20 protein-coding genes and 2 pseudogenes are annotated in these 22,989 nt (G+C 68.6%); 10 read left to right on the top strand and 12 right to left on the bottom strand.

From position 1 onward, the window contains the following. The 3 genes from A5691_RS26860 to A5691_RS26870 form a co-directional block, all read left to right on the top strand. Positions 1–1,073, top strand: a 1,073-nt coding sequence (locus A5691_RS26860; protein WP_156734822.1) for an HAD-IC family P-type ATPase, incomplete at its 5' end; no start/stop codon positions are given. Positions 1,074–1,207: 134 nt separating this feature from the next. Continuing rightward, the gene (locus A5691_RS26865; protein WP_067759968.1) at positions 1,208–2,599 is read left to right on the top strand and encodes an alpha/beta hydrolase family protein; all 1,392 of its coding nucleotides are present in this window, start codon (positions 1,208–1,210) and stop codon (positions 2,597–2,599) included. 194 nt (positions 2,600–2,793) lie between these two features. After that, complete coding sequence (locus A5691_RS26870) at positions 2,794–3,603, top strand: polysaccharide deacetylase family protein (protein WP_067759965.1); 810 nt, start codon at positions 2,794–2,796, stop codon at positions 3,601–3,603. On the opposite strand, the pseudogene A5691_RS29260 reads toward A5691_RS26870, so the two are convergent. The 4 genes and pseudogenes from A5691_RS29260 to A5691_RS26885 form a co-directional block, all read right to left on the bottom strand. Next, positions 3,600–3,773, bottom strand: a pseudogene (locus tag A5691_RS29260) (ring-hydroxylating oxygenase subunit alpha); the annotation flags it as partial. The gene A5691_RS26870 and the pseudogene A5691_RS29260 sit on opposite strands and share 4 nt — an antisense overlap. A 44-nt stretch (positions 3,774–3,817) precedes the next feature. Continuing rightward, on the bottom strand, positions 3,818–4,075 hold the full coding sequence (locus A5691_RS26875; RefSeq protein ID WP_067759961.1) for a ribosomal protein L7/L12: 258 nt from the start codon (positions 4,073–4,075) through the stop codon (positions 3,818–3,820). Positions 4,076–4,137: 62 nt separating this feature from the next. Next, positions 4,138–4,929 (bottom strand): pyridoxamine 5'-phosphate oxidase family protein, encoded by a 792-nt coding sequence (locus A5691_RS27755; RefSeq protein ID WP_156670235.1) that lies wholly within the window; start codon positions 4,927–4,929, stop codon positions 4,138–4,140. 93 nt (positions 4,930–5,022) lie between these two features. Next, positions 5,023–6,399 carry an FAD-binding oxidoreductase gene (locus A5691_RS26885; protein WP_067759958.1) on the bottom strand — a complete coding sequence of 459 codons (1,377 nt, stop codon included), beginning with the start codon at positions 6,397–6,399 and terminating at the stop codon, positions 5,023–5,025. Between the two features lie 157 nt (positions 6,400–6,556). Here A5691_RS26885 and A5691_RS29035 point away from each other — a divergent pair, with 157 nt between their 5' ends. Continuing rightward, entirely contained in the window at positions 6,557–9,466 is a 2,910-nt protein-coding gene (locus A5691_RS29035) for a helix-turn-helix transcriptional regulator (protein WP_067783176.1), read from the top strand. A gap of 5 nt (positions 9,467–9,471) precedes the next feature. Here A5691_RS29035 and A5691_RS26895 read toward each other — a convergent pair whose 3' ends face one another. Together A5691_RS26895 and A5691_RS26900 are read right to left on the bottom strand one after the other, a co-directional pair. Beyond that, on the bottom strand, positions 9,472–9,741 hold the full coding sequence (locus tag A5691_RS26895) for a DUF4242 domain-containing protein (protein WP_067752281.1): 270 nt from the start codon (positions 9,739–9,741) through the stop codon (positions 9,472–9,474). A gap of 76 nt (positions 9,742–9,817) precedes the next feature. Beyond that, on the bottom strand, positions 9,818–10,276 hold the full coding sequence (locus tag A5691_RS26900) for a MarR family winged helix-turn-helix transcriptional regulator (RefSeq protein WP_067752278.1): 459 nt from the start codon (positions 10,274–10,276) through the stop codon (positions 9,818–9,820). Positions 10,277–10,350: 74 nt separating this feature from the next. Here A5691_RS26900 and A5691_RS26905 point away from each other — a divergent pair, with 74 nt between their 5' ends. Both A5691_RS26905 and A5691_RS29265 read left to right on the top strand, forming a co-directional pair. Further along, positions 10,351–11,298, top strand: a complete 948-nt coding sequence (locus tag A5691_RS26905; protein ID WP_067891020.1) for a PHB depolymerase family esterase — start codon at positions 10,351–10,353, stop codon at positions 11,296–11,298. A gap of 8 nt (positions 11,299–11,306) precedes the next feature. Then, a pseudogene (locus A5691_RS29265) lies at positions 11,307–11,444 on the top strand (TetR family transcriptional regulator); the annotation flags it as partial. 3 nt (positions 11,445–11,447) lie between these two features. Here the strand turns inward: A5691_RS29265 and A5691_RS26910 are convergent. Then, complete coding sequence (locus A5691_RS26910) at positions 11,448–12,056, bottom strand: TetR/AcrR family transcriptional regulator (RefSeq protein WP_067752272.1); 609 nt, start codon at positions 12,054–12,056, stop codon at positions 11,448–11,450. Positions 12,057–12,123: 67 nt separating this feature from the next. Here A5691_RS26910 and A5691_RS26915 point away from each other — a divergent pair, with 67 nt between their 5' ends. The 4 genes from A5691_RS26915 to fadD1 all read left to right on the top strand — a co-directional run bounded on the left by A5691_RS26915 (position 12,124) and on the right by fadD1 (position 18,133). Further along, the gene (locus A5691_RS26915) at positions 12,124–12,954 is read left to right on the top strand and encodes an alpha/beta fold hydrolase (RefSeq protein WP_067752270.1); all 831 of its coding nucleotides are present in this window, start codon (positions 12,124–12,126) and stop codon (positions 12,952–12,954) included. A gap of 75 nt (positions 12,955–13,029) precedes the next feature. Next, a complete protein-coding gene (locus tag A5691_RS26920) occupies positions 13,030–13,791 on the top strand; it encodes an SDR family NAD(P)-dependent oxidoreductase (protein ID WP_067752267.1) in 762 nt (253 codons plus the stop codon). A gap of 198 nt (positions 13,792–13,989) precedes the next feature. Further along, positions 13,990–16,128 carry an EAL domain-containing protein gene (locus A5691_RS26925; RefSeq protein ID WP_067752264.1) on the top strand — a complete coding sequence of 713 codons (2,139 nt, stop codon included), beginning with the start codon at positions 13,990–13,992 and terminating at the stop codon, positions 16,126–16,128. A gap of 361 nt (positions 16,129–16,489) precedes the next feature. After that, complete coding sequence (gene fadD1, locus A5691_RS26930; protein ID WP_067752261.1) at positions 16,490–18,133, top strand: fatty-acid--CoA ligase FadD1; 1,644 nt, start codon at positions 16,490–16,492, stop codon at positions 18,131–18,133. Here the strand turns inward: fadD1 and A5691_RS26935 are convergent. The 5 genes from A5691_RS26935 to A5691_RS26955 are packed head-to-tail and all read right to left on the bottom strand — an operon-like array spanning position 18,072 to position 22,987. Then, positions 18,072–18,725, bottom strand: coding sequence for a MarR family transcriptional regulator (locus A5691_RS26935; RefSeq protein WP_068018695.1), 654 nt, complete (start codon positions 18,723–18,725; stop codon positions 18,072–18,074). The two genes, fadD1 and A5691_RS26935, sit on opposite strands and share 62 nt — an antisense overlap. Then, positions 18,722–19,144: a Zn-ribbon domain-containing OB-fold protein gene (locus A5691_RS26940; RefSeq protein WP_067752255.1), complete on the bottom strand. Its 423-nt coding sequence runs from the start codon at positions 19,142–19,144 to the stop codon at positions 18,722–18,724. Before A5691_RS26940 ends, A5691_RS26935 begins: the two co-directional genes overlap by 4 nt. Further along, complete coding sequence (locus tag A5691_RS26945; RefSeq protein ID WP_067752252.1) at positions 19,141–20,301, bottom strand: thiolase family protein; 1,161 nt, start codon at positions 20,299–20,301, stop codon at positions 19,141–19,143. The genes A5691_RS26940 and A5691_RS26945 overlap by 4 nt, the downstream gene beginning before the upstream one ends. Positions 20,302–20,322: 21 nt before the next feature. After that, positions 20,323–20,652, bottom strand: coding sequence for a hypothetical protein (locus tag A5691_RS26950; protein ID WP_067752249.1), 330 nt, complete (start codon positions 20,650–20,652; stop codon positions 20,323–20,325). Between the two features lies 1 nt (position 20,653). After that, positions 20,654–22,987: a CoA transferase gene (locus A5691_RS26955; protein ID WP_068018700.1), complete on the bottom strand. Its 2,334-nt coding sequence runs from the start codon at positions 22,985–22,987 to the stop codon at positions 20,654–20,656. Positions 22,988–22,989 lie beyond the last annotated feature (2 nt).

Raw genomic sequence — 22,989 nt, forward strand, 5'->3', positions numbered from 1 at the left:
CCGTCGGCGATGCGCTCCGCCACGCCGTTGCCCTCGGAACTGGTGAATCCCTCGGCCGCGGGCAGCCGGCCCAGCTCGGCCTTGGCGGCCTTGGCGATGGCCCGGGCGATGGGATGCTCGGAGGCATCCTCGAGCGCCCCGGCGTAGCGCAGCAGTGCCGCGCGGTCGGTCCGGTCGGCGCCGACCACGTCGAGGAGGGTCATCTTCCCGGTGGTGACGGTGCCCGTCTTGTCAAGCACGATCGTGTCGACGCGGCGGGTGGATTCCAGGACTTCCGGCCCTTTGATCAGCACGCCGAGCTGGGCCGGCTGCCCGCGGCCGAGGGATTCACCAGTTCCGAGGGCAACGGCGTGCGGGGCATCGTCGACGGCCACGCCGTCGTCCTGGGGCGCGCCAGCCTGCTGGCCGATTGCGGCCAGCCGCTGGGCGACGAGCTGTCGGCGGTCAAGGACCGCGCCGAGGCCGAGGGCAAGACCGCGGTCGTCGTCGGCTGGGACGGCCGGGCCCGCGGGGTCCTGATCGTCGCCGACACGGTCAAACCGACGAGCGCGGAAGCGGTTCGGCGGTTCAAGGGGCTGGGCCTGACACCGATCCTGATGACCGGCGACAACCGGGGCGTGGCGGAGCGCATCGCCGACGAGGTGGGCATCGCGCAGGTGATCGCCGAAATGATGCCCACCGACAAGGTCGCCGCCATCAAGCGGTTGCAGGCCGAAGGCAAGGTCGTCGCGATGGTCGGCGACGGCGTCAACGACGCCGCAGCCCTGGCGACCGCCGATCTCGGGGTGGCCATGGGCACCGGCACCGACGTCGCCATCCAAGCCGCCGACCTCACCGTCACCCGAGGTGACCTCCGCGCCGCCGTCGACGCGATCCGGCTGTCCCGGCGCACGCTGACCACCATCAAGGCCAACCTGTTCTGGGCCTTCGGCTACAACATCGCCGCGATCCCACTCGCCGCGCTCGGCGCGCTCAACCCGATGCTCGCGGGCGCCGCGATGGCGTTTTCCAGCGTTTTCGTGGTCGCCAACAGCCTGCGGCTGCGCACTTTCACCAGCGTCACAGCCTCCTAACGGCCACCCTCACACGCCGCGACGGCGGGCGGGCCGGTGGGACGGGTGTGGGATAGTTGTTCCCGACCCACCGCGTTCGAAAAGACCACGGGTCCGCCCCCGCGCAGCGATCGACTCAGCAAAGGCAACGACCGTTGGACCAATTCTTCGGACGACTGTCCTTGCTGCATGGCTGGTTCCCGCCGACCGTGCAGGCGCTGACGCTGCTGTTGCTGATCATCGCGATCCAGTGGCGTGCCCGGCGGTGGCTCAAGCGGGTGCTGCCGATGGCCGTGATCGCCGCCGTCGCGACGACCGCGCTCGCGTATTGGTACATCACGTCGCTCGGCGTGGCCGGTGACCCGGCGCCGACGACGCTGTGGCTGTGGATCGCGGCGACCGGCCTGGCCGCCGCGGTGTTCCTGGTGGGCTGGCCGGGCGCGCGCTGGTGGCGCCGGGGGGTGGCGGTGCTGTCCATCCCGCTGTGCGCGCTGTGCGCGAGTTTGGCCCTCAACAGCTGGGTGGGTTACTTCCCGACGGCGCTCGCCGCGTGGAACCAGCTGACCTCGGTGCCGTTGCCCGACCAGATCGACCGCCTGCGCGTGACCGAAATGCAGGTCGCCGGGACCAGGCCGAGCAAGGGCGTGGTGGTGCCGGTCGACATCGACGACAACGCCTCCCATTTCCGCCACCGCCGGGAATTGGTCTACCTGCCGCCCGCATGGTTCAACAGCAATCCGCCACCCCGCTTGCCGGCGGTCATGATGATCAGTTCCGCCTTCAACACCCCGGCCGACTGGCTGGGCCCAGGCGGCGCCTTCACCGCCATCGACAACTTCGCCGCCGCGCATCGCGGCTTCTCCCCCGTACTGGTGTTCGTCGACCCCACCGGCTCGTTCGACAACGACACCGAGTGCGTCAACGGCAGCCGCGGCAACGCCGCCGACCACCTGACCAAGGACGTCGTGCCGTTCATGGTGTCGAACTTCGCCGTCAGCGCCGATCGAGCCAACTGGGGCGTCGCCGGGTGGTCGATGGGCGGCACCTGCGCGGTCGACCTGGCCGTGATGCACCCCGAATTGTTCAGCGCGTTCGTCGACATCGCCGGTGACCGCAGCCCCAACGTGGGCCCCAGGGATCAAACGATTGCCAAGCTGTTCGACGGCAACCGAACCGCCTGGGCCGGCTTCGACCCGCTCACGGTGATCGCGCGGCATGGTCGGTACACCGGACTGTCGGGGTGGTTCGACGTCCCGGGGTCGTCCGAACCGCGCAATGTCGCCGAGGAAGCCAACCCCACCTCCGGCGCCGCCGGCACCGACCCCGCCGCCAACCCGGAAGGCCAGGACGCCGCCGCCAACGCGCTCTGCGGGGCCGCCTCGGCGAACGGCATCTCGTGCGCCGTGGTCAGTCAGCCGGGCAAGCATGACTGGCCGTTTGCCGCCCAGGCGTTCGCAGCCGCGCTGCCCTGGCTGGCCTCAACGCTGGGGACGCCCGCGGCCGAGCCGGTACAGCTGCCCCAGCACGGCGGCGGTGAACCACACTGATCACAAAATTCACAGGTGACCCTCCCGTAACGCCTCCGAAATGTTCGCCCTGGTAGTGGTACGGTTCGCTGCTGATGGCTGAGGATTTTCTGCGCGACGGACGACCCCTCCGGGGGTCGGCCCGGCCCGCGCCGCGGCGCAGCCACCGACGGGTTCAGTCGGGCGCCTTCGCTCCGGGCCTTCGTCTGCCGGCGATGAATCGCCGTCAGTTCCTGGGTTCGCTCGCCGCGTCGGTCGTCGCCGGCGTGGGCGCCGCGCGGTTGGTGGTGGACCCGCAGCCGCGAACCTTCGCGGACGTACCCGCGGATTCCGCGGCGACTTCGGGACCCGCCGCCCCGGCGGCCCTGTTGCCGCCGCCGCCGTCGAGCGCGCGCATCCCGCTGCCCGGCGGGGGCGCGCTGACGAAGATTCCCGGCGACGGCGACCTGCTCGCGCTGACCGTCGATGACGGCGTCAACAGCGAGGTGGTGCGCGCCTACACGCAGTTCGCCAAAGACACCGGTGTGCGACTGACCTACTTCGTCAACGGCACCTATGACTCCTGGACCGAGAACGCGGACATGCTGCGGCCCTTGGTCGACAGCGGGCAGATCCAACTCGGCAACCACACGTGGTCGCACCCCGATCTGACGACGCTGCCGAAGGACCAGATCGCCCAGCAGCTCACCCGCAACGACGAGTTCCTCAAGAAGACGTACGGGGTCGGGGCAAAGCCGTATTGGCGCCCGCCGTACGCGAAGCGCAACGCAGTCGTCGACGCCATCGCCGCCGACCTGGGCTATACGGTGCCGACGTTGTGGTCGGGGTCGCTGTCGGATTCGACGTTGATCACCGAGGAATACATCGTCCAGATGGCGGATCAGTACTTCACCCCGCAGGCCATCGTCATCGGACACCTCAATCACCCGCCGGTGACCCACGTCTATCCGCAGCTGGTCGACGTCATCCGCTCGCGCAACCTGCGCACCGTCACGCTCAACGACGTCTTTCTCAAGACGCCCTAGCGCCCGGCGATCACGGCGAGGCGCCCATCAAGCGGGGCATGAAAATGCCCGATGGCGCTTTCGTGCCTGCCGAACTCCACGAATCCGTTTGCGCCCGAGCGTAATCCGCGTTGCACGCCCTCGGGCATCTCGTTGTCCTCCATCGCGCCGCGGGCGATGAGGCTACCGGCCCTTCCCCCCACCGTTTCGAGGTCGCATCACCTCGGTCGATGCCCTAAAGCGGGTCGACGACTTCCTTCGCCTCGCGCAGGCCCGCGCCGGTCAGCTCCCGGTACAGCTTGATCGCGGCGATCTTGTTGCCGGACCGGGCGAGGCCGACGACTTCCGCGGGCACACCGTTCTCGAATGCGCCCGGCGCGGTGGCGCCCGCGTTGCTGCCGAACGTCGGGCACGGGAGCTCGAGCCTTTCGGACAGCAGGCGCACCTGCTGCTCCAGCAGGGCGAGACGGCGGTAGACCTGCGGATCATCCATGGGATGACGATAATCCGGCGCGACGCCCCGCGCCCGGCGGCTTGCTTCCCCGCTCGTGTCGCCTACGGCACCCGGCCTCCAGTCGCCGCCTCGGGCGTGATCACAACGTACGCGGCCCGCGACTGGAGGTAGTACCGCAGTCGCAGCGCCCACAGGCGTGCATGCATCAGCTCGACTGCCGCGAACTCCGGTTTCAGGTAGTAGCGCCAAGCGATCCGGGCGATCACTACGGGCGGCGGCGCCCCGAGGACCGCACGGGCATGTCCTCGCACGAGGAGCCGGCCGGGGTCGCCCGTGCGCTCACCGCCGAACAATAAGGCCACTTCCGACGTGGCAATCACATTCCCCACCGTCCACGACGACGCCGACGTCGTCGCATAGATGCGGCCGCCGTGCGGAACGAGCCACAGCGGAACCGCGAATGGCGTGCCCTTCCTTGACCGGGTGGCGACCACCACGACCCGCGAATCTTTCAGCGCCGCAGTAAGTTCCGGGGACCTCAGGGGGCTGATACCGTTCGTCTGGTCAACCCCAGAAAACGCATTCCGCCGGTCCGAAGGCACGCGCGACGCCGGTACCTCGCGAAGCGAACCGTAGTCCCAGGCCACGATCCGATCTGGCACGATCCGATATGCGCGAGCACCCATCGCCTCGGCCATTCCTCTGACGGTCAACGAACGCAGCCGAAACCACTGCGGTCCGTCGTCGGCGAGCACAACCACGTTGCGTCCGGCGAGATCTGGGCCGCCATCCGGGACCCGGACGACGCGCGGCGATCGCGTGGGGTCGGCGGGGGTCTCCAGGCTCACATGCACGGGCAGGACATGAATTTCGTCGTCAACGGTCGCGGCCAACGCGGCTCGGGGTGGAGACACCGCCAAGTCGGCCACCGCGTCGGCGTCGACGTCCCGACTGATCAAGAGGTGCCTTCCGCTAGAAGTGCCGCGCTACCTCGCGGGCCGGATGTTCTGGTTGATGTGGAAGACGTTGTCCGGGTCGTATTGCGCCTTGATCTCGGTGAGCCGCTGGTAATTCGGGCCATAGGTCGCCCGCACCCGCTCCTGGCCCTCGTCCATCATGAAGTTCACGTAGGCACCGCCTGCCGAGTACGGGTGCGTTGCGTCCCAGTAGTCGACGGTCCAGCGTTTCAACAGCTCCGCGTTAGCCGGGTCCGGGTCGACCCCCGCGATCACCTGCGAGAAGTTCACGTCCCGGTACGCCCACGCGGTGTCCGTCTGGCCGACGCGGTGCACCGCACCGTCGATGGGGTACAGGTGCATCGTGGAGTGCATGGTCGGCAGCTCCTCGGCGAAGCGGGCGTGGACCTCGACCGATGCGTCGGGGAGGGTGCGGACGAAGTCGCCGCGCCAATACCATTGCAGCCCTTTGGGATACAGGCCATCAAAGGTCGACTGCAGCGCCGGGTAGGGGGCGGCGCCCAGGCCGTCGAAGGCGGGTTCCATCTGGCGGATCGGCGCGAACGCTTCTTCGGCGCCCGCGGGATCACCCGTGTAGCACCACATCACGGCGCAGGCCTTGTGCAGGTGGAACGCCTCGGGGAACGGCGCCACCGGCGGGACCGTCATGGCCGCGAAGAATCCGTACAGGTCCTCGTCTTGCGCGGGCATGAAGTCCCGGTACCACGACAGGATGTCGGCGGTGTGCGACGAGGGCCACGCCGTGGGGCCGCAGATCACCGTGTGGACCGGGTGCAGGCGGAACGTGAACGAGGTGACCACGCCGAAGTTCCCCCCGCCACCGCGCAGCGCCCAGAACAGGTCGGGATGCTCGGATTCCGATGCCGTCACCACGTTGCCGTCGGCCAGCACCACTTCGGCCTCCAACAGGTTGTCGATCGTGAGGCCGTGCTTGCGGGTGAGGTACCCGTGGCCGCCGCCGAGGGTCAGGCCGCCGACACCGGTGGTCGAGATGATGCCGGTCGGCGTCGCCAGACCATGAGCGTGCGTGGCGCCGTCGACCTGCGCCCACGTCGCGCCGCCTTGCACCCGGGCGGTGCGCCGTTCGGGGTCGACGTCGACGCGGTTCATCAGCGACAGATCGATGACGAGGCCGCCGTCGACCGAACCGAACCCGGGTCCGTTGTGGCCGCCGCCGCGGACGGCTACCGGCAGGTTCGAGCTCCGGGCGAATTCGAGCGCGCCCGCGATGTCGCCGGCCGATTGGCAGCGGGCGATCACCGCCGGCCGCTTGTCGATCATGGCGTTGTGCAGCGCGCGCGCGTCGTCGTAGGCGGGATCGTCCGGCAGGATCACCTGCGAGCCGAGCCGGGCCCGGAAATCATCGGTTGCGGTTGTGAGGCTCATCGCTCACACCTCCTTGTTTGCTCGCGGGTGTTGATGCCGCGACGTTACGAGGCCGGCGAGCCGCGCGTCATGACCACAACCGAGCATTTCCGAGGCATTCCACGATAGTCACATCTGACTATCGACCCGCCCACATCACCGTGGTTACCTTGTTTGCATGGCGCAGTGGGTGCCGCCCCCGCTCCCGGCCGAACTCATCGCTCGTCGCCGCGGCCCGCTCGTGGGCCGTGACGCGGAACTCGCGGTGTTCGAGCACGCCTGGGAGCGGGTCGAGGCGGGCAACCGCCAGGCGGTCTTCATCGGCGGTGAGCCCGGAGCCGGTAAGACGCGCCTGGCCGCGGAGGTGGCCGGGACGCTGTTCGAACACGACGTCGCGGTGCTCGTGGGAAGCTCGAGCGCCGACGAGGATCTGCCTTACGCGCCCTTCGCCGAAGCGCTTGATCGGCTGCTGATCGCCGGTCCGCCGGGGTCGATGGCGGAGCCGTTGGGCGAAATAGGCCCGCAACTGCGGCGGCTGTCACCGCACGTGGACCGGCACCTCTCCGGTGACGGCACGGCGCCGGACGTCGGATCGGCGAGACAGGCCCTCTTCGACGCGTTGACCGGATACCTGCGGCGTCTGGCGGCCGATCGCCCGGTCGCGTTGATCCTCGACGACCTGCACTGGGCACAGCTCCCCACCCTCGCGCTGCTCGAGCATGTATTGATCGGCTGCGCCGACGCACGGGTGCTGGTCGTGGTCACCTTCCGCACGACCGAGCCCGACCGATCCGATGAACTGGCGACCCGGCTGGCCGAACTGCACCGGTTCGACGGGGTGCGGCGCCTGGACCTGGCGGGGCTGGACACCGAGGCCATCGCCGAGTTCGTGGCCCGAACCCAGCAGCTGGCCCCGGCGTCGGCGCGCACGGCCGCCGCCCTACTGCGCGAGCGGACCGGCGGGAACCCGTTCTTCCTCACCGAACTGGTCAACGACCTCGAAATCCGCGGTGGGCTTGCCACTTTGAGCACGCAGCAGACGGTTCCCGCGTCGATCGGGGATGCGATCGCCCGCCGCCTTGCCGGGCTGGGGACCGCCGTGCGGGCGGTGATCGAGCAGGCCGCGGTCTTGGGCCAGACGTTCGATCTGCCCGCGCTCATCTCGACGTGCGAGACGGAGGTCGGCGCGACGCTGGCGGCGATCGATTCGGCCGAGGCCGTCGGCCTGGTCCGCGCGGTCCACGACTCCGACGGCGAATTCGCGTTCGTGCACGCGCTGACCCGCGAATCGGTGCTGGGCGGGATGGCCGCGTCGCGGCTGCGGATCATGCACGCGCGCGCCGCCGAAGCGCTCGAGGGACGCGCCGACCCGTCGCTCGTGCCGCGCCTGGCCAACCACTTTCTGGTGGCGCACGTCCTGGGTTACCACGAGCAGGCGTTGCGATACGCGCGCCAGGCGGCCCGGATGGCCGAACAGAGCCTGGCCTACGAGGATGCGGCGAAGTGGTTCGAGCGGGCGGCGTCGCTTCCCGAACTCAACCTCACCGACCGGGCCAGACTGCACCTCGACGCGGCCGCCAACCACGTGCGCGGGGGCTCGTTCGCGCGGGCGCGGACCATCTACGAACGCATCGGCGGGATGGACGACCCGCTGATGCGGCTGGAGGCCGCCGTCGGCTACGAGGAAGCCAATTGGCGCCCCGGGCAGTCGAATTCGAAGGCGGCGGACTTGCTGGCGGCGGCTCTGGAAACATGCGGATTGCCGGCCGAGGACCCACGCTATGTGGGGGCACTCGGCAGCTTCGGCCGCGCGCTGGCTTTCGCGGGCGAGGCGGCCCGGGCCCGTGAGGTCGGCGCCGATGCGATCGAGCGCGCACGGGCCATCGAGGATGCGGCGGTGCTCCTGCACACGCTGAAAACCAGTCTGTGGCAAGGCCTTACCCCCGAGATGAGCGAAATCCAGGCGCAGCGCGCGGCCGAGGTGTCGCGCATGGCGATGTCGCGCCGCGACTACGAATCGCTGGGTGCGGCGTCACACTTTCACGCCATGGTCAGCTACTTGGCAGGCCGGCCCGACGGCCTTGCGGCCGCGACCGCCGACATGCGGCGAGCGGCGCAGACCTGCGGACAACCCGCCTTCGGCTTCGTCGGCGCGTGCATCGAGCAAGCGCTGGCCTATCTGCGCGGTGACTTCGCCGGTGCAGAACGATGGGCCGATATCGCCTTGCGCACAGGGGATTTGTTCGGTGCGGACGACACCGAGGGGTCCAACGGGGTACAGATGTTCATGATCCGCCGCGAGACCGGCGATCTGAAGAGGTTCGGCGAATTCATCGACGGCAGTGAAACGTTCACCGGCCGCTGGGTGCCCGGGCTGCTCGCCCTTTACACCGAGCTCAAGTGCGAACGTGGCATGACCCGTGCGCTCAACCAACTGGTCAACCGCAACCTGGGTGACCGCCTCGAGGATGCGCAGTGGCCGATGGAGCTGGTGTTCATGGTCGAGGCGGCACTGGAGCTGTCCCACCGTGAAGCGGTCCACGCGCTGCGCCCGTTCGTCATGCGTTATGTCGGAAAGAACTTGGTAGCCGGGCAATTCGTCGCGCTGTTCGGCAGCGCGGACCGATACCTGGCCCGCATCGCGGCGCTTTGTGGGGACGGCGCCGCGGCCGAGCGGCACTTCGCCGCGGCAATCGAGATGGACCGCCGGATGGGCTCGGTGGTCCATATCAGCGAGACGCTGGCCCGACACGCGTTGTTCGCCGCGTCGTGCGGTCGCGCCGAAGCCGCCCGGTCCCTCGCGGAGGAGGCCCGCGTTATCGCCGGTGCGATCGGCCAGACCCGGGTTGTGGACTTGGCGGATTCGGTGCTGACCGCCGGTTCCCTGGGTCCGGACGGCCTGACCGAACGGGAGGTCGAGGTGCTCCGGTTGCTCGCCGAGGGGCTGAGCAATCGCGCGATCGGAGAACGCCTTTTCATCAGCACCAACACCGCGGCCAACCACGTGCGCAACATCCTGATCAAAACGGGCGCCGCGAACCGCACGCAGGCGGCGATGTACGCGGCCGATCACGAACTGCTCGGGTAGCGCACTCAGATGTCGGACAGGGCGCCGTCCGGCATCAGCCGGTCCCTCACCTCGACCACGGAGTCGGCGGGCAGACCGGCGCGCGCGGCCGCGGCCCGGATGGCCTCGGGCGACGGCGCCTCGTACAGACAGTAGGTCTTCCGTTTGTCCGCCGACAGGAACGAGTACATCCAGCGAACGCCCTCCTGGTCGTTGATCCGGTTGATGCCGTCCGCGACCTCGAGGCCGGGTTCCAGTTCCTCGGCAAAGTTGCGCTCGACCATGAAGATGGGCACGTGGACTCCTGTTCACTGTCTTGGGTCGAGCGTAGGCCGTCGGCGACGATCTAGACACGGGAATTTCCGGCCGGCGTCAGTCCCCGGCCGTCTCGTTGTGGTCGGCAAGCAGCAGTTGTAAGGTCTCGCGCAGCTCGGTCAGCCGCTGCCGGCCCAGGACCTGCTCCCACCGTCCTTCCAAATCAACTGCGTTGGAACGCATTACGCGTAGCGCCTGGCGGCCCCGGGGCGTCAGCTCGATGATCCGGGCCCGCGCGTCGAGCGGGTTTGCCGCTCGGGTGACGTAGCCATGGCGCTCCAGCCCCGCGACCGCCTGGGCCACCGCTTGCCGGCTGACGCGGAGTCGGTCGGCCAGATCCGATGCATGCAGCCCGCCGGCAGCCAGTGGGACGAGCGCCACCGCTTGCGCGGGCCGGATCCCGTCGAGGCCCGCCTCGGCAAACGCCGTCCGCAGTCGCGGCGCCCCGGCGGCGGCCACCAGGTTGACCAGTGCGGGCACGGTGGGCCGCCAGTCGGGATGGGAAGGGCGTCGCATGGGGAAAGTGTGCCACCACGCCCGAGATTGACAAGCTACTTGTCAAAATTGGCGCCGGCTGCCACGATGGCGGAATGCAATCGCGCCGCCACCGGGCTGCCGGCTTGTGCGTTCTCGCCCTCCTGGTCGTCGTACTGGGCGGCTGCCTGGGCGGCGGCGGACATGCGCTGGGAACGCCCGGCGCGCAGTCGATCCCGGTCGGCCAGTCCACCCAGACCATCGAATCGGGCGGTGTCAGTCGAACGTTCCACCTGTACCGGCCCCAGGGATTGACCGATGCCGCGCCGCTGGTGGTGATGCTGCACGGCGGTTTCGGCAACGGGGAGCAGGCCGAGCGTGCCTACCACTGGGACGCCGAGGCCGACCGCGGACGGTTTCTGGTCGTCTACCCCGATGGACTCAATCGCGCCTGGAACGCCGGCACCTGCTGCGGTGAACCGCAGCGGGTCGGCGCCGACGACGTCGGGTTCATCACGGCCATGGTCGGCGCCGTCGAGCAGCAGATGCCGATCGATCGCGCGCGCATCTACGTCACCGGCATGTCGAACGGCGCCATGATGGCCCTCCGGCTGGGCTGCCAGTCCGACGTCTTCGCCGCCATCGCCCCGGTGGCGGGCACGCTGCTGACCGACTGCTCCCGGGCGCACCGCGTGTCGGTGCTCCAAATCCACGGCACCGCCGACGACCGCGTGCCCTACACCGGCGGACCCGGTAAGGCGTTCTCGTTCAACGGGACCGCCCGTGTAGACGGGCCGTCGGCGGAGTCCGTCAACGCGACATGGCGGGCCATCGACGCGTGCGGGCCGCCGAACTCGAGCACCGCCGGGGACGTGACCACCCAAGTCGCCGGCTGCCCGGACGGACGCACCGTCGAGCTGATCTCGGTGGCCGGCGCCGGCCATCAATGGCCGGGCGGCGAGCCGAGTCCCCTCGCCGAGAAGCTCGCGGGCATCCCGGCGCCCTCGACGGCCCTGGACGCCACCGACACCATCTGGCAGTTCTTCACCCAGAACCATCTTTAGCCGGGATCGCGATCTTGCCGTTCATCAACGGGATCATGTTGCGTTCGTCGCGGGACAGCCGGCCGTCGACAACGCCGAACACCTCGACCGGCTCATCCGGGGCGTCATCGCGGGCGTTCGCCGTGGTTCGCGGTGACGACCCCTGACCGCTACCGCAGCGCCAGCAGCCCGTCGATGAGCATGTGCAGCACCTGCCGGGTCTCCCGGCGGGTGCGTTTGGGATCCTCCGCGGTGGCGATCAGCATGGCGGCCTCATCGAGCGCGCCGATCAGCACGTGTGCCAACGGCCGCACCGGCTGCTTGGGGAACTGCCCCGCCCGGATGGCTTCGGTGAGCAACTGTTCGGTCATGCCCAGGCTGTACCGCTGAGCGACGTCGCGAAAACCGGCCCAGCCCAACACACTAGGCGCGTCCAGCAGCATCAGTTGGCGCACCTCGGGATCCCCGGAAACCTCGAGCCACGCGTCGACCGCGGCGCGGATCGCGTCGGCCGGCGTCGTCGCTCCCGACTCGGCCACCAGAGTGCCCATCCTGGCCATCACGTCCTGCTCGACGGCCTCGACCACCTCGCGGAACAAGGCCGCTTTGTCGGCGAATTGGTGGTACATCGCGCCGCGCGTGACCCCCGCGGTGGCCGCGATCTCCGGCGTACCCACGTCCACGTAGCCGCGCAGCCCCCAGAGCTTCCGGGCAGCCGCGATCAGCGCGTCGCGGGTCGCCGCGGAGCGCTCTTCCTGGGTCCGTCTCTTGCTTTCCATACAGCCTGTTGGTAACTTACGAACAGACAGCCTGTTTGTAAGTGTATCCCGAGGTAGGAGTTCTCTTATGTCGACGATCGACATTAGTGCCGGAACCATCCATTACGAAGCAACCGGACCCGAAAGCGGGAGGCCGGTGGTCTTCGTGCACGGGTACATGATGGGCGCCCAGCTGTGGCGCCGGGTCAGCGAGCGACTCGCCGGCCGGGGTCTGCGTTGCATCGCGCCGACGTGGCCACTGGGCGCGCATCCGGAACCGTTGCGCCGCGGCGCCGACCGAACCATCACGGGCGTGGCCGGCATGGTCGCCGAGGCGCTCACCGCGCTCGACCTCGAGGACGTGGTGCTGGTCGGCAACGACACCGGCGGGGTCGTCACCCAACTCGTCGCCGTGCATCACCCTGAGCGGCTCGGCGCGCTGGTGCTCACGAGTTGCGATGCGTTCGAACACTTTCCGCCACCTATCCTCAAGCCGGTGATCCTTGCCGCCAAGTCGAAGACGACCTTCAAGGCCGTTTCCCAGGCCATGCGGGTGCCGGCGGCGCGCAAGCGCGCGTTCGACGGGTTGGCGCATAGCAACATCGACGACCTCACCGAGGCGTGGGTGCGCCCGGGGCTGTCCGATCCCCGCATCGCCGAAGACCTGCGCCAGTTCACGCTGTCGATGCGCACGGAGGTGACGACGGGTGTGGCCGCCCGGCTGCCCGAGATCGACCTACCCACCCTCATCGCGTGGTCGGCCGACGACGTGTTCTTCGAACAGGAGGACGGCGCACGGCTGGCCGCCACCATCCCGAACGCCCGACTCGAGATCATCGACGGCGCGAGAACGTTCTCGATGATCGACCAGCCGGACCGGCTCGCCGACCTGTTGTCCACGATCGCGGTGCGCACCTAGCGCGTCGTCGGTTTCGCGACGGTGACGCACGGGGAAGTTCGAGTCGGATTTCGCCGTGGCGTTACGCTCGCGGGCATGGAAGACGTGCTGCGAGGACGGCGGATCCTGGTCACCGGTGGAGCCAGCGGCATCGGAGCGGCCGCCGTGGGGGCCCTCGGCGGGGCGGGGGCCGAGGTTGTCGCCACCTACCACCAGACACCGCCGCCGGACGGTCTCGCGGCCACCTGGCTGCAGTGCGATGTGCGCGACGCCGACGCCGTCTCGGCGATGGTAGGCCAAGCCGCCGCTCGTCTGGGCGGACTCGACGTGTTGGTGAACGCCGCGGGGCTGTGGCAGGCCGGCATCCCGGGTTACATCGGCGTCGACGAGATCTCGTTCCTGTTGGACACCAACGTGAAAGCCACCATCCTGACCAATCAGGCGGCGTACGCCGTAATGAAGGACCAGGATCCCAAAGGCGGCAGGATCATCAACTTCGGCTCGTCGGAAGCCGTTATGGGTAGCCCGATCTCGGCCGTCTACGCCGCCACCAAGGGCGCCGTTCAGGCATGGACGCGGTCGGCGGCCAAAGCCTGGGCGTCGGACAAGATCACGGTCAACGCACTGGCGCCGGCCGTGCAGACCGCGGGCGCCGACCGGCTGCGCGAGTTCCTCGGCCCCGACGCGAGCGCGCTGATCGATCAGCAGATGCAGATGATGATCCCGTTGGGTGGGGCGCTGGGGGATCCGGCACGCGACCTCGGCCCGATGCTGGTGTTTTTGGCCGGCACCGGTTCCTCGTTCATCACCGGGCAACTACTCGCGGTCGATGGCGGCCTGATGATGGTCGGTGGATGACGGCTGGTCCCGGATCACCTCGGCTCGGTATGCGGTAAAGAGTTACAGGCAAAACGATCTCGGTCGATTCGAGATCATCGGTGGTGCAAGGACAAACCGCCGGAATTCCGTGCGCGGGTGTTCACCCCTGCCAGCGAGGCCCGCAAGTCCGCTCGATTCCAAATGCCTCGCCCGGCGTGCCGGTCTAGCATCGTCGCTATGGGCGCCGAGGAGCAGGTAGCAAACGCTCCGGGCCACGAACCGACGAATTCTGCGGACTTGGTCCACACCCTCTTGGGCTTGTTGCGGCGTCGCCTCGGTCTTGACACGGCGTGGGTCGCATCGTTTCACAGCGGCACGCAGGTCTTTGAGGTGGTAGACGGTGACGCCCGTGCCTTGGGCCTGTCGCCCGGCGACCGATCTTCGCTGGCCGGGTCTTACAGCGTCCGCGTGATCGATGGGCGGCTGCCCGCCGTCATCCCTGACACGTCGGCCGATAGGACCGCGTCCGTACTGCCGAAAACCCGCGAATGGGGTGTGGGCGCATTTGTGGGCGTCCCCTTGCTCGGCCCTGATGGTTCCGCGGTCGGGATCGTGTGTGCGGTCAGTCAGCAGCCGCGACCACATCTGGCCGACATCGATTTACGAGTCATCAGAAAGATGGCCGAACTGATCGGCGCCTTGACGGAACTGTCGACGGACCCGACGAAGATCGCCACCGATCAGCAGGACGGCATTCGCAGGATGGTGGCCGAGCGGGACTTCGAGATCGTATTTCAAGCGGTGCACGATGTTTCGACAGGCGAGGTGCTCGGCGTCGAAGCGCTCGCGCGCTTCCCATGCGAACCTTTTCGACCCGATCTGGTCTTCGGCGAGGCGGCCCTGTTGGGCTTGGACATCGAATTGGAGACCGCGGTCATGGCGCGCGCCCTGTCGCTGGTGCCGCAACTTCCCGAAGATGCCTTCGTCGCAGTGAATATCTCGCCGTCGGCGGTGCTGCGCACTCCGTGGCCAGAGCTACTCGCCGAGGTTGACCCGTCACGTCTCGTGTTGGAAATCACCGAGCACGATGCCGTCGAGAACTATGACGCCCTCGACGACGTCCTTGAAGGATGCCGAGCGCGCGGTATGCGGGTGGCAGTCGATGACGTGGGTGCGGGCTTCTCCTCGTTCTCCCATGTGCTGGAGATCGCACCAGAATTCATCAAGGTCGATCACTCCATCACGCGCAACATCGACGCCGACGCTGCGCGGCGGCGACTGGCCCAATCCATCGCCGAACTGGCCGCACAGATCGGCGCGACCGTGATCGCCGAGGGGGTGGAGACTCAGGGCGAACTCGATGCCATAGGTTCGGCCGGAATCCCCTGGGCCCAGGGCTTCTACCTCAGCCGGCCCAAGTCACCCACCCACGGTTTCCCGCCCGGCGCCGTCGTCGCCGAACCGGTCGATCAGTCCTCGGCCATCTTCGACCTTCTCGGAGAACGACGGTTCGAGCTGGCGCTGACGCATTCGCCCATCGGCATGGCCGTCGTCGGCCTGGACGGTACGTTCCAGCGCACCAACCGGGCGCTCAGGACCATGCTCGGTTATGGCCGAAAGGACTTGGCAGGCCTGACCTTCCAGGAGATCACCCATCCCGACGACCTGGACGCCGACCTGGCTCTGCTCGCCGAATGTCTCGCGGGGCGCCGCCGCGCTTACCGCATGGACAAGCGTTTCATCGCCGCCGACGGACGCATCGTGTGGTGCAACCTCACCGCCGTGCTCGTCCAAGGCCCGCACAACCAGCCGCGCTGCTTCGTGTCCCAGATTCTCGACGTCACCGCCGACCGCATGCGAGAGGCCGAGCTCGCCCGCCAAGCCACCACCGACACACTCACGACGATTGCGAACCGCTCCGCGGCGTGGAGCCAACTCGAGCAACTCGACGCCGCAGACGACGGCTACGGCATTCTGTTTTGCGACATCGAGCAATTCAAGTCCATCAATGACCGACACGGCCACCAGGCCGGCGACGAACTGCTGGTCGAAATCGCCGGCCGGTTACTCGCGGCGGTCGGCGAAGATGGCCTGGTCGCCCGGTGGGGTGGCGACGAGTTCCTCGTCATCACCGACACCGCCGAAGATCGCGGGCTCACCCTGCTCACCGACCGGATCACCAGCGAGCTAAAACGGACACCGATCACCCTCGCCGGTGGGACGGAGATCTCCGTCGTGCTAACGGTCGGCTGCGCGGTACACCGGCCGGGAGACGGCCGATCCATCGACGCCGTCCTCGAGCGCGCCGATCAAGCCATGTATGAGCGGCGACGCAGCCAAACCGGCGCCCCCACAGCCGGATCGCCCGGCGGCTAGTTCACGTGCGTCTGCGGCGAACGGGCCGCGCCACCGGCCTTGGCACCGCGCCGGACGACGGGGCCATGAAATGTCGTGCTCTATTTCTGAGCAAAATCAGCGATCTGTGCAACTCAAACAGCATGAGGCAATGATGGCCTTTCGATGCTGAGGCAACCGCGATCCACGCGGCCCGCCGAAGAAGAAACTTGCGAGAAATGGCATCAAAAGTCTCGCAAACACGAGATAACGGACGGCCTGCGGTCCCCGATGCGCAGGGTTCCCATGGACCGGGCGCTGTCGCCGGCGGACGGTCGGCCGCTAGGATAAGACGGACCGTCTCGTCTCGTAGGGCTGGGCATAGTGAAGGTGAATCCGACCGATGGCTGACGACACCATTCAGGCGCTGCTGAACAAACGCCTGTCCGATCCGGGCACCGCGGTGAAACACCTTGGCCTGCAGTGGAGTTGGAGTCAGTACCTGGCCGGTGCGGCCACCCGGGCGGCGGCCCTGATATCGGCCGCCGACCCAGGCCGGCCGATGCACATCGGTGCCCTGCTGGGAAACAACCCCGAGATGCTGAGTCAGATGGCGGCGGCCGGGCTCGGCGGCTACGTCCTGTGCGGCCTGAACACCACTCGGCGCGGCGAGGCGCTCGCGGCCGACGTCCGCCGCGCCCATTGCCAATTCGTCGTGACCGACGCCGAATACCGGCCGCTGCTGGACGGCCTGGACCTCGAGGGAACTCGGGTACTCGACACGTCGGCGCCGGAGTGGACCGAGTTCGTCGAGGGCGCCGGCGAGCTGGTGCCGCACCGGCAGGTCGCCGCCATGGACCCCTTCATGATGATCTTCACATCGGGCACGAGCGGGAATCCCAAGGCGGTGCAGGTGTCCCACCTGATGGCCGCCTTCGCCGGCCTCAACCTGGCGCAGCGCTTCGCGCTGACCGAACGGGACACCTGCTACGTGTCCATGCCGCTGTTCCACTCGAACGCCGTCGTCGCCGGCTGGGCGCCCGCGGTGGTCTCCGGCGCCGCGATCGTGCCGGCGAAATTCTCGGCGAGCAGCTTCCTCGACGACGTCCGTCACTACGGCGCGACCTATATGAACTACGTGGGCAAGCCCCTCGCCTACATCCTGGCCACCCCGGAACGCGACGACGACGCCGACAACCCGCTGCGTGTCGCCTTCGGTAACGAGGCCAACGACAAGGACATCGAGGAGTTCGCGCGCCGATTCGGCGTCCAGGTCGAGGATGGGTTCGGCTCCACCGAGAACGCCGTGATGGTGATCCGCGAGCCCGGCACGCCGAAGGGGTCGATCGGGCGGGGAGCCGAGGGGGTCGCGGTCTACAACAGCGACACCGTCACCGAGTGCGCGATCGCGCGCTTCGATGCCGACGGGGCGCTCGTCAACGCGGACGAGGCGGTGGGCGAGCTGGTCAACACGACCGGTTCGGGCTTCTTCACCGGCTACTACAACGACCCGGACGCCAACGCCGAGCGCATGCGCCACGGCATGTATTGGTCCGGCGACCTCGCTTATAAGGACGCCGAGGGCTGGATCTACCTGGCCGGCCGCACGGCCGACTGGTTGCGCGTGGACGGCGAGAACCTGACGGCGGCGCCAATCGAGCGAATCTTGTTGCGGCACACTTCGATCAACCGGGTCGCGGTATATGCGGTTCCGGACGAACGGGTTGGCGACCAGGTCATGGCCGCGATCGTCCTCAACGAGGGCCACGCGCTGGACCCCGATGCGTTCGAGGCTTTCCTCGACGCACAGCCCGACCTGTCCCCCAAGGCCCGGCCGCGTTACGTCCGAATCGCTACCGACCTGCCCAGCACCGCCACCCACAAGGTGCTCAAACGACAGTTGATCGCCGAAGGCACCGGCGTCGCCGACGGGGAGGTGCTGTGGGAGCGCGAACCGCGCGGGACCGCCTACGCGGTCGCGGCGTCTAGCCCGGGGTCTCGGGTACCCGGCGGCGGATCTGGCCCTTCGACCGTCGCACCCGTTTGACCGGGTCTTGCGTTGTGCCGGAGGCGATCTCGTCGCGCAACTGGGTGATGTTGGAGAGCTCCGCGTACAGGCCGCGGATCGCATAGTCCAGGACTGCGAATGAGAAGCGTTGGCTCGGGTCGTCGGTGATGCCGAGGTCGCGGGACCGCTGCCGCGACCACAACGCCTCGTCCAGCCGCGCGCGGGTCGCCTCGAGGTGCCGGTCCAATGCGTCGACGATGCGTTCGGGGTCCTCGCCGCGCGAGAGCCAGGTTTTGAGGATGACGGGGTGCTTGATGACGACCTGGTCCTGGCCCGGGAAGTGCTGCACCCACCGGCGGAGCACATCGAGCCCGGCGTCCGTGGTCTCGTAGAGGGTGATCGCCCGCTTGCCCGATTGGGCGCCGACCTCACCGACCATGCCGCGGGCCGACAACCGATTCAGTTCGCGCCGAACGTGGCTGACGGACGGCGACCAGTAGAAGTGGCCGACGGACAACTCGGCGCGCAGCTTGATCTCCCCCGCGGTGAGCCGCTCGTCGTTGGCCGCCAGCACGCCCAGCACCAGGTAGGCGGTGACCGGCAGGCCGTTGCTGGTGCGCCGGGGGCTCATGGTGACCCGGTGAAGTAGGGCAGGGTCACGTCGGGTCCGACGGCATGGAATTGCACCCGCACGCGCATGCCGATCCGCAATTCCTCCGGCGGCACACCGACGACGTTGGTCAGCATCTGGTAGCCCTCGTCCAAGGCGACGATGGCAGGCGCGTAGGGCGGCTCGAATTCGGCGGTCACCGGCCGGTGTACCACCGTCCAGCTGTAGATCTCACCGACGCCGCCGCTACGCTCCCAACGGACCTGCGCCGACAGGCATTCGCGGCAGTGCTCGGTTGGCGGGAAGTTCGCCAGCCCGCAGGCCTCACAGCGCTGATACCGCAATTCGCCGGACCGGCAGCCCCGCCAGAAGGGCACGCTGAGATGGCTGGCGGCATGGGGAACCGGACCGGTTTGTGGGCGTAAGGGATGGGAAGTCATCGCGGTTCGTCCCCGAGGATCAGCAGCGTGGTGAACAAGGCGCCCGCTCCCCCGTTGCTGCAGAACGCGACGTGCGCGTCGGCGACTTGTAATTCACCGGCCTGACCGCGCAGCTGCTGGACGGCTCGGATGGCCCGCTGCATCATCTGCGGATTGGAACCCGCGTGGCTGAACGACATGGTTCCTCCGTCGGTGGTGATGGGATGACTGCCGTCGATGGCGATATGGCCGTCGGCTACGAACGGTCCCCCCTCACCCTCACCGCAAAACCCGAACGCCTCGAGCTGGCGGATGATTTCGAAGGAGAACGGGTCGTAGAGTTCCAGCACGTCGACGTCGTCGGGTCGCAGACCGGCGTGGGCGAACGCGCGCTCGGCCGCGCGCCTTCCGACCACACCGTTGACGTGTCCGTCCCGCCGCCCGGCCAGGTCCCATGCCGGCGGGTGCTGGTAGGAGGGACCGTGGAAGTCGGCGCCGCTGCCCAGCACGTAGATCGGTTGGCTTGCGCCCTCGGCCTTTTCGATGTTCGCCACGACCAGCGCGCACCCGCCCTCGGACGTGGTGGCGCAGTCAAGCAGATGGAACGGGTCGGCGATCGGCCTCGACGCGGTGATGTCGTCGGGTGTGAATGGCCCTCGCTGGTAATACACCGCTTCGGGGTTACGCGATCCGTTGTTGCGGATGGTCGCTGCGACGATCGACAGCTGTTCGCGTGTGGTGCCGTAGACGTGCATGTGGCGGCGCGCGATCAAGGCGAACTCGGCGGTGGTGAACATGCCCCACGGCGCGACGAATTCGTTTTCGGGCCGGGTCCACGGCGCCGTGGCCTCGTGGTCGCGGTACTCGCCGGCCTGGGCGGCGACGAGCACCACCACGTCGGCCATGCCGTGCTCGATGGCCGTGACCGCCTCGGTGATCATGCCGACGCCGAAGGCGAGCCCCTGCCAGGCCGGTCCGAGGCGCAGGTCATAGATCAACGCGGTGGACAGCGGGCCCGCGCTGACCCCGTCGACGTCGTCGAGGCGCAGGCCCGCGTCGTCGAGGGCGCCGCGGATGGCCCTCAGGGCCAGGCTGCGGGACGTCTCGCCGTCCAGGCGCCGGCCCTGCGGGGTGTTGTGCACACCGACGATCGCCGCGGTGCGTTTCGTGGTTGCCACTCTGTGATCCTTTGGTTTGCTTTAGTTTTCGTCGGCGACGACACCGAGATAGGTGCCGATGACGTCATATGGTCGCCCGTCACGGGTGACGGTGCCGATCTTGGTGGCCCGGGTATCGGGGGGCACCGCGCCGGCCGCGACGACATCGATCCGCACGTCCACGGGCCGCGCCGTCTGAGGATCGGTGATCTCGACGACCATCGCGACTGCGTGCTCGCCCCCGTCCCACTCGACGCTGGTGATGCGGTGCCGGGCCGTCAATTCCATCACCACGGAGTCCTGGCGGAGCAGGAAGCGGACGGGGGCGCACAATTCGCCGGCGCGGGGCGGAACGCAGAGGGTGACCGCCATGTCATAGTCCCGCCGGCCGCGCGGCGATGGTGCCCGACTGCTGCAGGACGGACAGATCGTTGTCGCTGCGCCCCAGCAGGCCCGTCAGCACCTCACTCGTGTGTTGGCCGTACAGCGGCGGCACCCGGCGAATCCAGCGTCGCGGTCTGCCGAGGAACGCGAACGGCATTCCGGTGCAAAGGAAGGAGCCGGCCACCGGGTGGTCGACCGATTCCCAGAAGCCGCGGGCGTGCAGGTGCGGGTCGCGCAGTAACTCCGGGGCCGGCGTGACGCGCGCCGCGGCCACCCCCGCCGCGCGCAGTGCGTCCACCGCTTCGGTCACCGACCGCCGCCCGGTCCAGTCGGAGATCAGCTTGTCGATCTCGTCCGGTTGCTCCCGCCAGTCGTTCGCGCCGAGGTCCGGCCGACCTAGAAGCCGGGCCAAGGCTACCCGTGCTGCGTCGTCCATCGCGGCCAGCGCGACCCAGTCGTCGTCTCCGCGGCAGCGGTAGACCCCTTGCGGGGTGGCGCCGGGACCGCGATTCCCGTTGCGGCGCATCTCGATTCCGTTGCGTGAGTATTCCGCCAGCATCTCGGCGGCCACGTTCAGCGCCGCCTCCACCATGGTGGACTCGACGTGCATCCCGGCCCCGTCCCGGTCGCGGACCGCCAGCGCGGCGACCGCCGCGAAGGCCGCGTGCAGGCCCGCGATCGGGTCACACACGCCGCGCGGAATCACCGGGGGGCCGTCGGCGTGTCCGGTCATCCACGCCATGCCGGTCGCCTGCTCCATGGTCTGGGCGAAGCCCACCCGGTCGCGCCAGGGACCGTCGAGCCCGAACGCGGGCATCCGCACCATGATGGCGCGCGGGTTGGCCGCGTGCACGGCATCCCAGCCCAGGCCGAAGTTCGTCATCACCCGGGGAGAGAAGTTCTCGATCACCAGATCGCTCGCGGCGATGAGCTCCAGCGCGACCGCCCGTCCGGCGTCGGTGCTCAGTTCGACGCTGACGCCACGCTTGTTGTTGTTGCTGCACAGGAACACCGGGCCCCATTCCCACCATCGGTCCCAGCTCGGTGGGCGGCCGGCGGAGAACCTCATACCGTCGGGCCGGCGGACGCCCTCGACTTTGATCACGTCGGCGCCCAGGGCGCCCAGCAGTTGCGTCGCGACCGGTCCCGCCCAGAACGCGGTGAAGTCGGTGATCCTGGTGTCGGCCAACGGCAGCGCATCGGCGTCGGCGCCGCCGGTCGGACGGGATCGTGGCGGCCAGTGGACCTTGCCGTTGTCGGCGCCCAGTCGAACAGGCCGCCCGGGGGGCCTGGTCACCATCGCGTCGCTGCGATACGGGACTCTCGGCTGCAACACCCCGGCCCCCGATTGGACGAATACGCCCCGGTCCACGAAATGGTCGATCTCCGGCAACATTTCGGGCGTCGCGATCGGGGCCACCGGTATCCGGAAGGCGACGGCGAGGTCGACGATCTCCTGCGTGCTGCGTGTCTGGGTCCACCGCGTGACCATGTCGAGGAATTCGTCGCGGCGGGCGACGCGCCCGTCGAACGAGGCGAGGTCGGCGTCGTCGAGCAGGTCGGCACGGTCGATTAGCACCAGGAAGTCCTGGAACTGCTGCGCGGTGATGGTGCAGAAGCCGACCAGGCCGTCGGCGGTGGGGACGATCGACGGCAGCTCCAGACTCCGTTGCCCCAACAGTGAATCCGCCCCCAGCACGCTGGCCGACATGGCGGACAGGCCGCCCATCGCGATCACCATCGCCTCGTATGTCGAGACGTCGATGGTCTCCCCGCGGCCGCTTCGCGCGGCATGCCGCGCGGTCGCCGCCGCCACCGCTGCCGCGAACGTGCCCGCCAGCCATTCACCGAGCTGCCCGCCGGCCTGTACCGGTTCGTCCTCGGGCCAGCCGCGGCCGGCGGTCGAGCCGCACAGCGCCTGCAGGATGAACTCGTTGGCCAGCACGCGATCGTCCACGTAGGGTCCGGTCGTGCCGAACGGAGTCACGGCGACCACCACCGCCGACCGGCCCGTGCGGGCCAAGATTCCGTCGAGCGTCCAGCCGTCGGTCAGGTCGGTCAGCACGATGTCGGCACCGGCCAGCAGGCCGGCGATCTCCGGACCGCCGTCGTTGATCACCGACTTCTTACCCGCGGCCAAATAGTCGAACAGGGCTCCGGGCGGACCGCCGGCCGACCGGGCGCGTATCGAATCACCCTGGGCCGATTCGACTTTCACCACGTCGGCGCCGGCGTCGGCGAACATCTTGCCGCAGTAGGACACCGCGATTCCGTTCGACAACTCCAGCACGCGCCAGTCCGCGAAAGGCGCCCGGGCTGCCACGT

It is taken from the genome of Mycobacterium sp. E183 (assembly GCF_001667735.1).
Taxonomy (GTDB): Bacteria; Actinomycetota; Actinomycetes; order Mycobacteriales; family Mycobacteriaceae; genus Mycobacterium.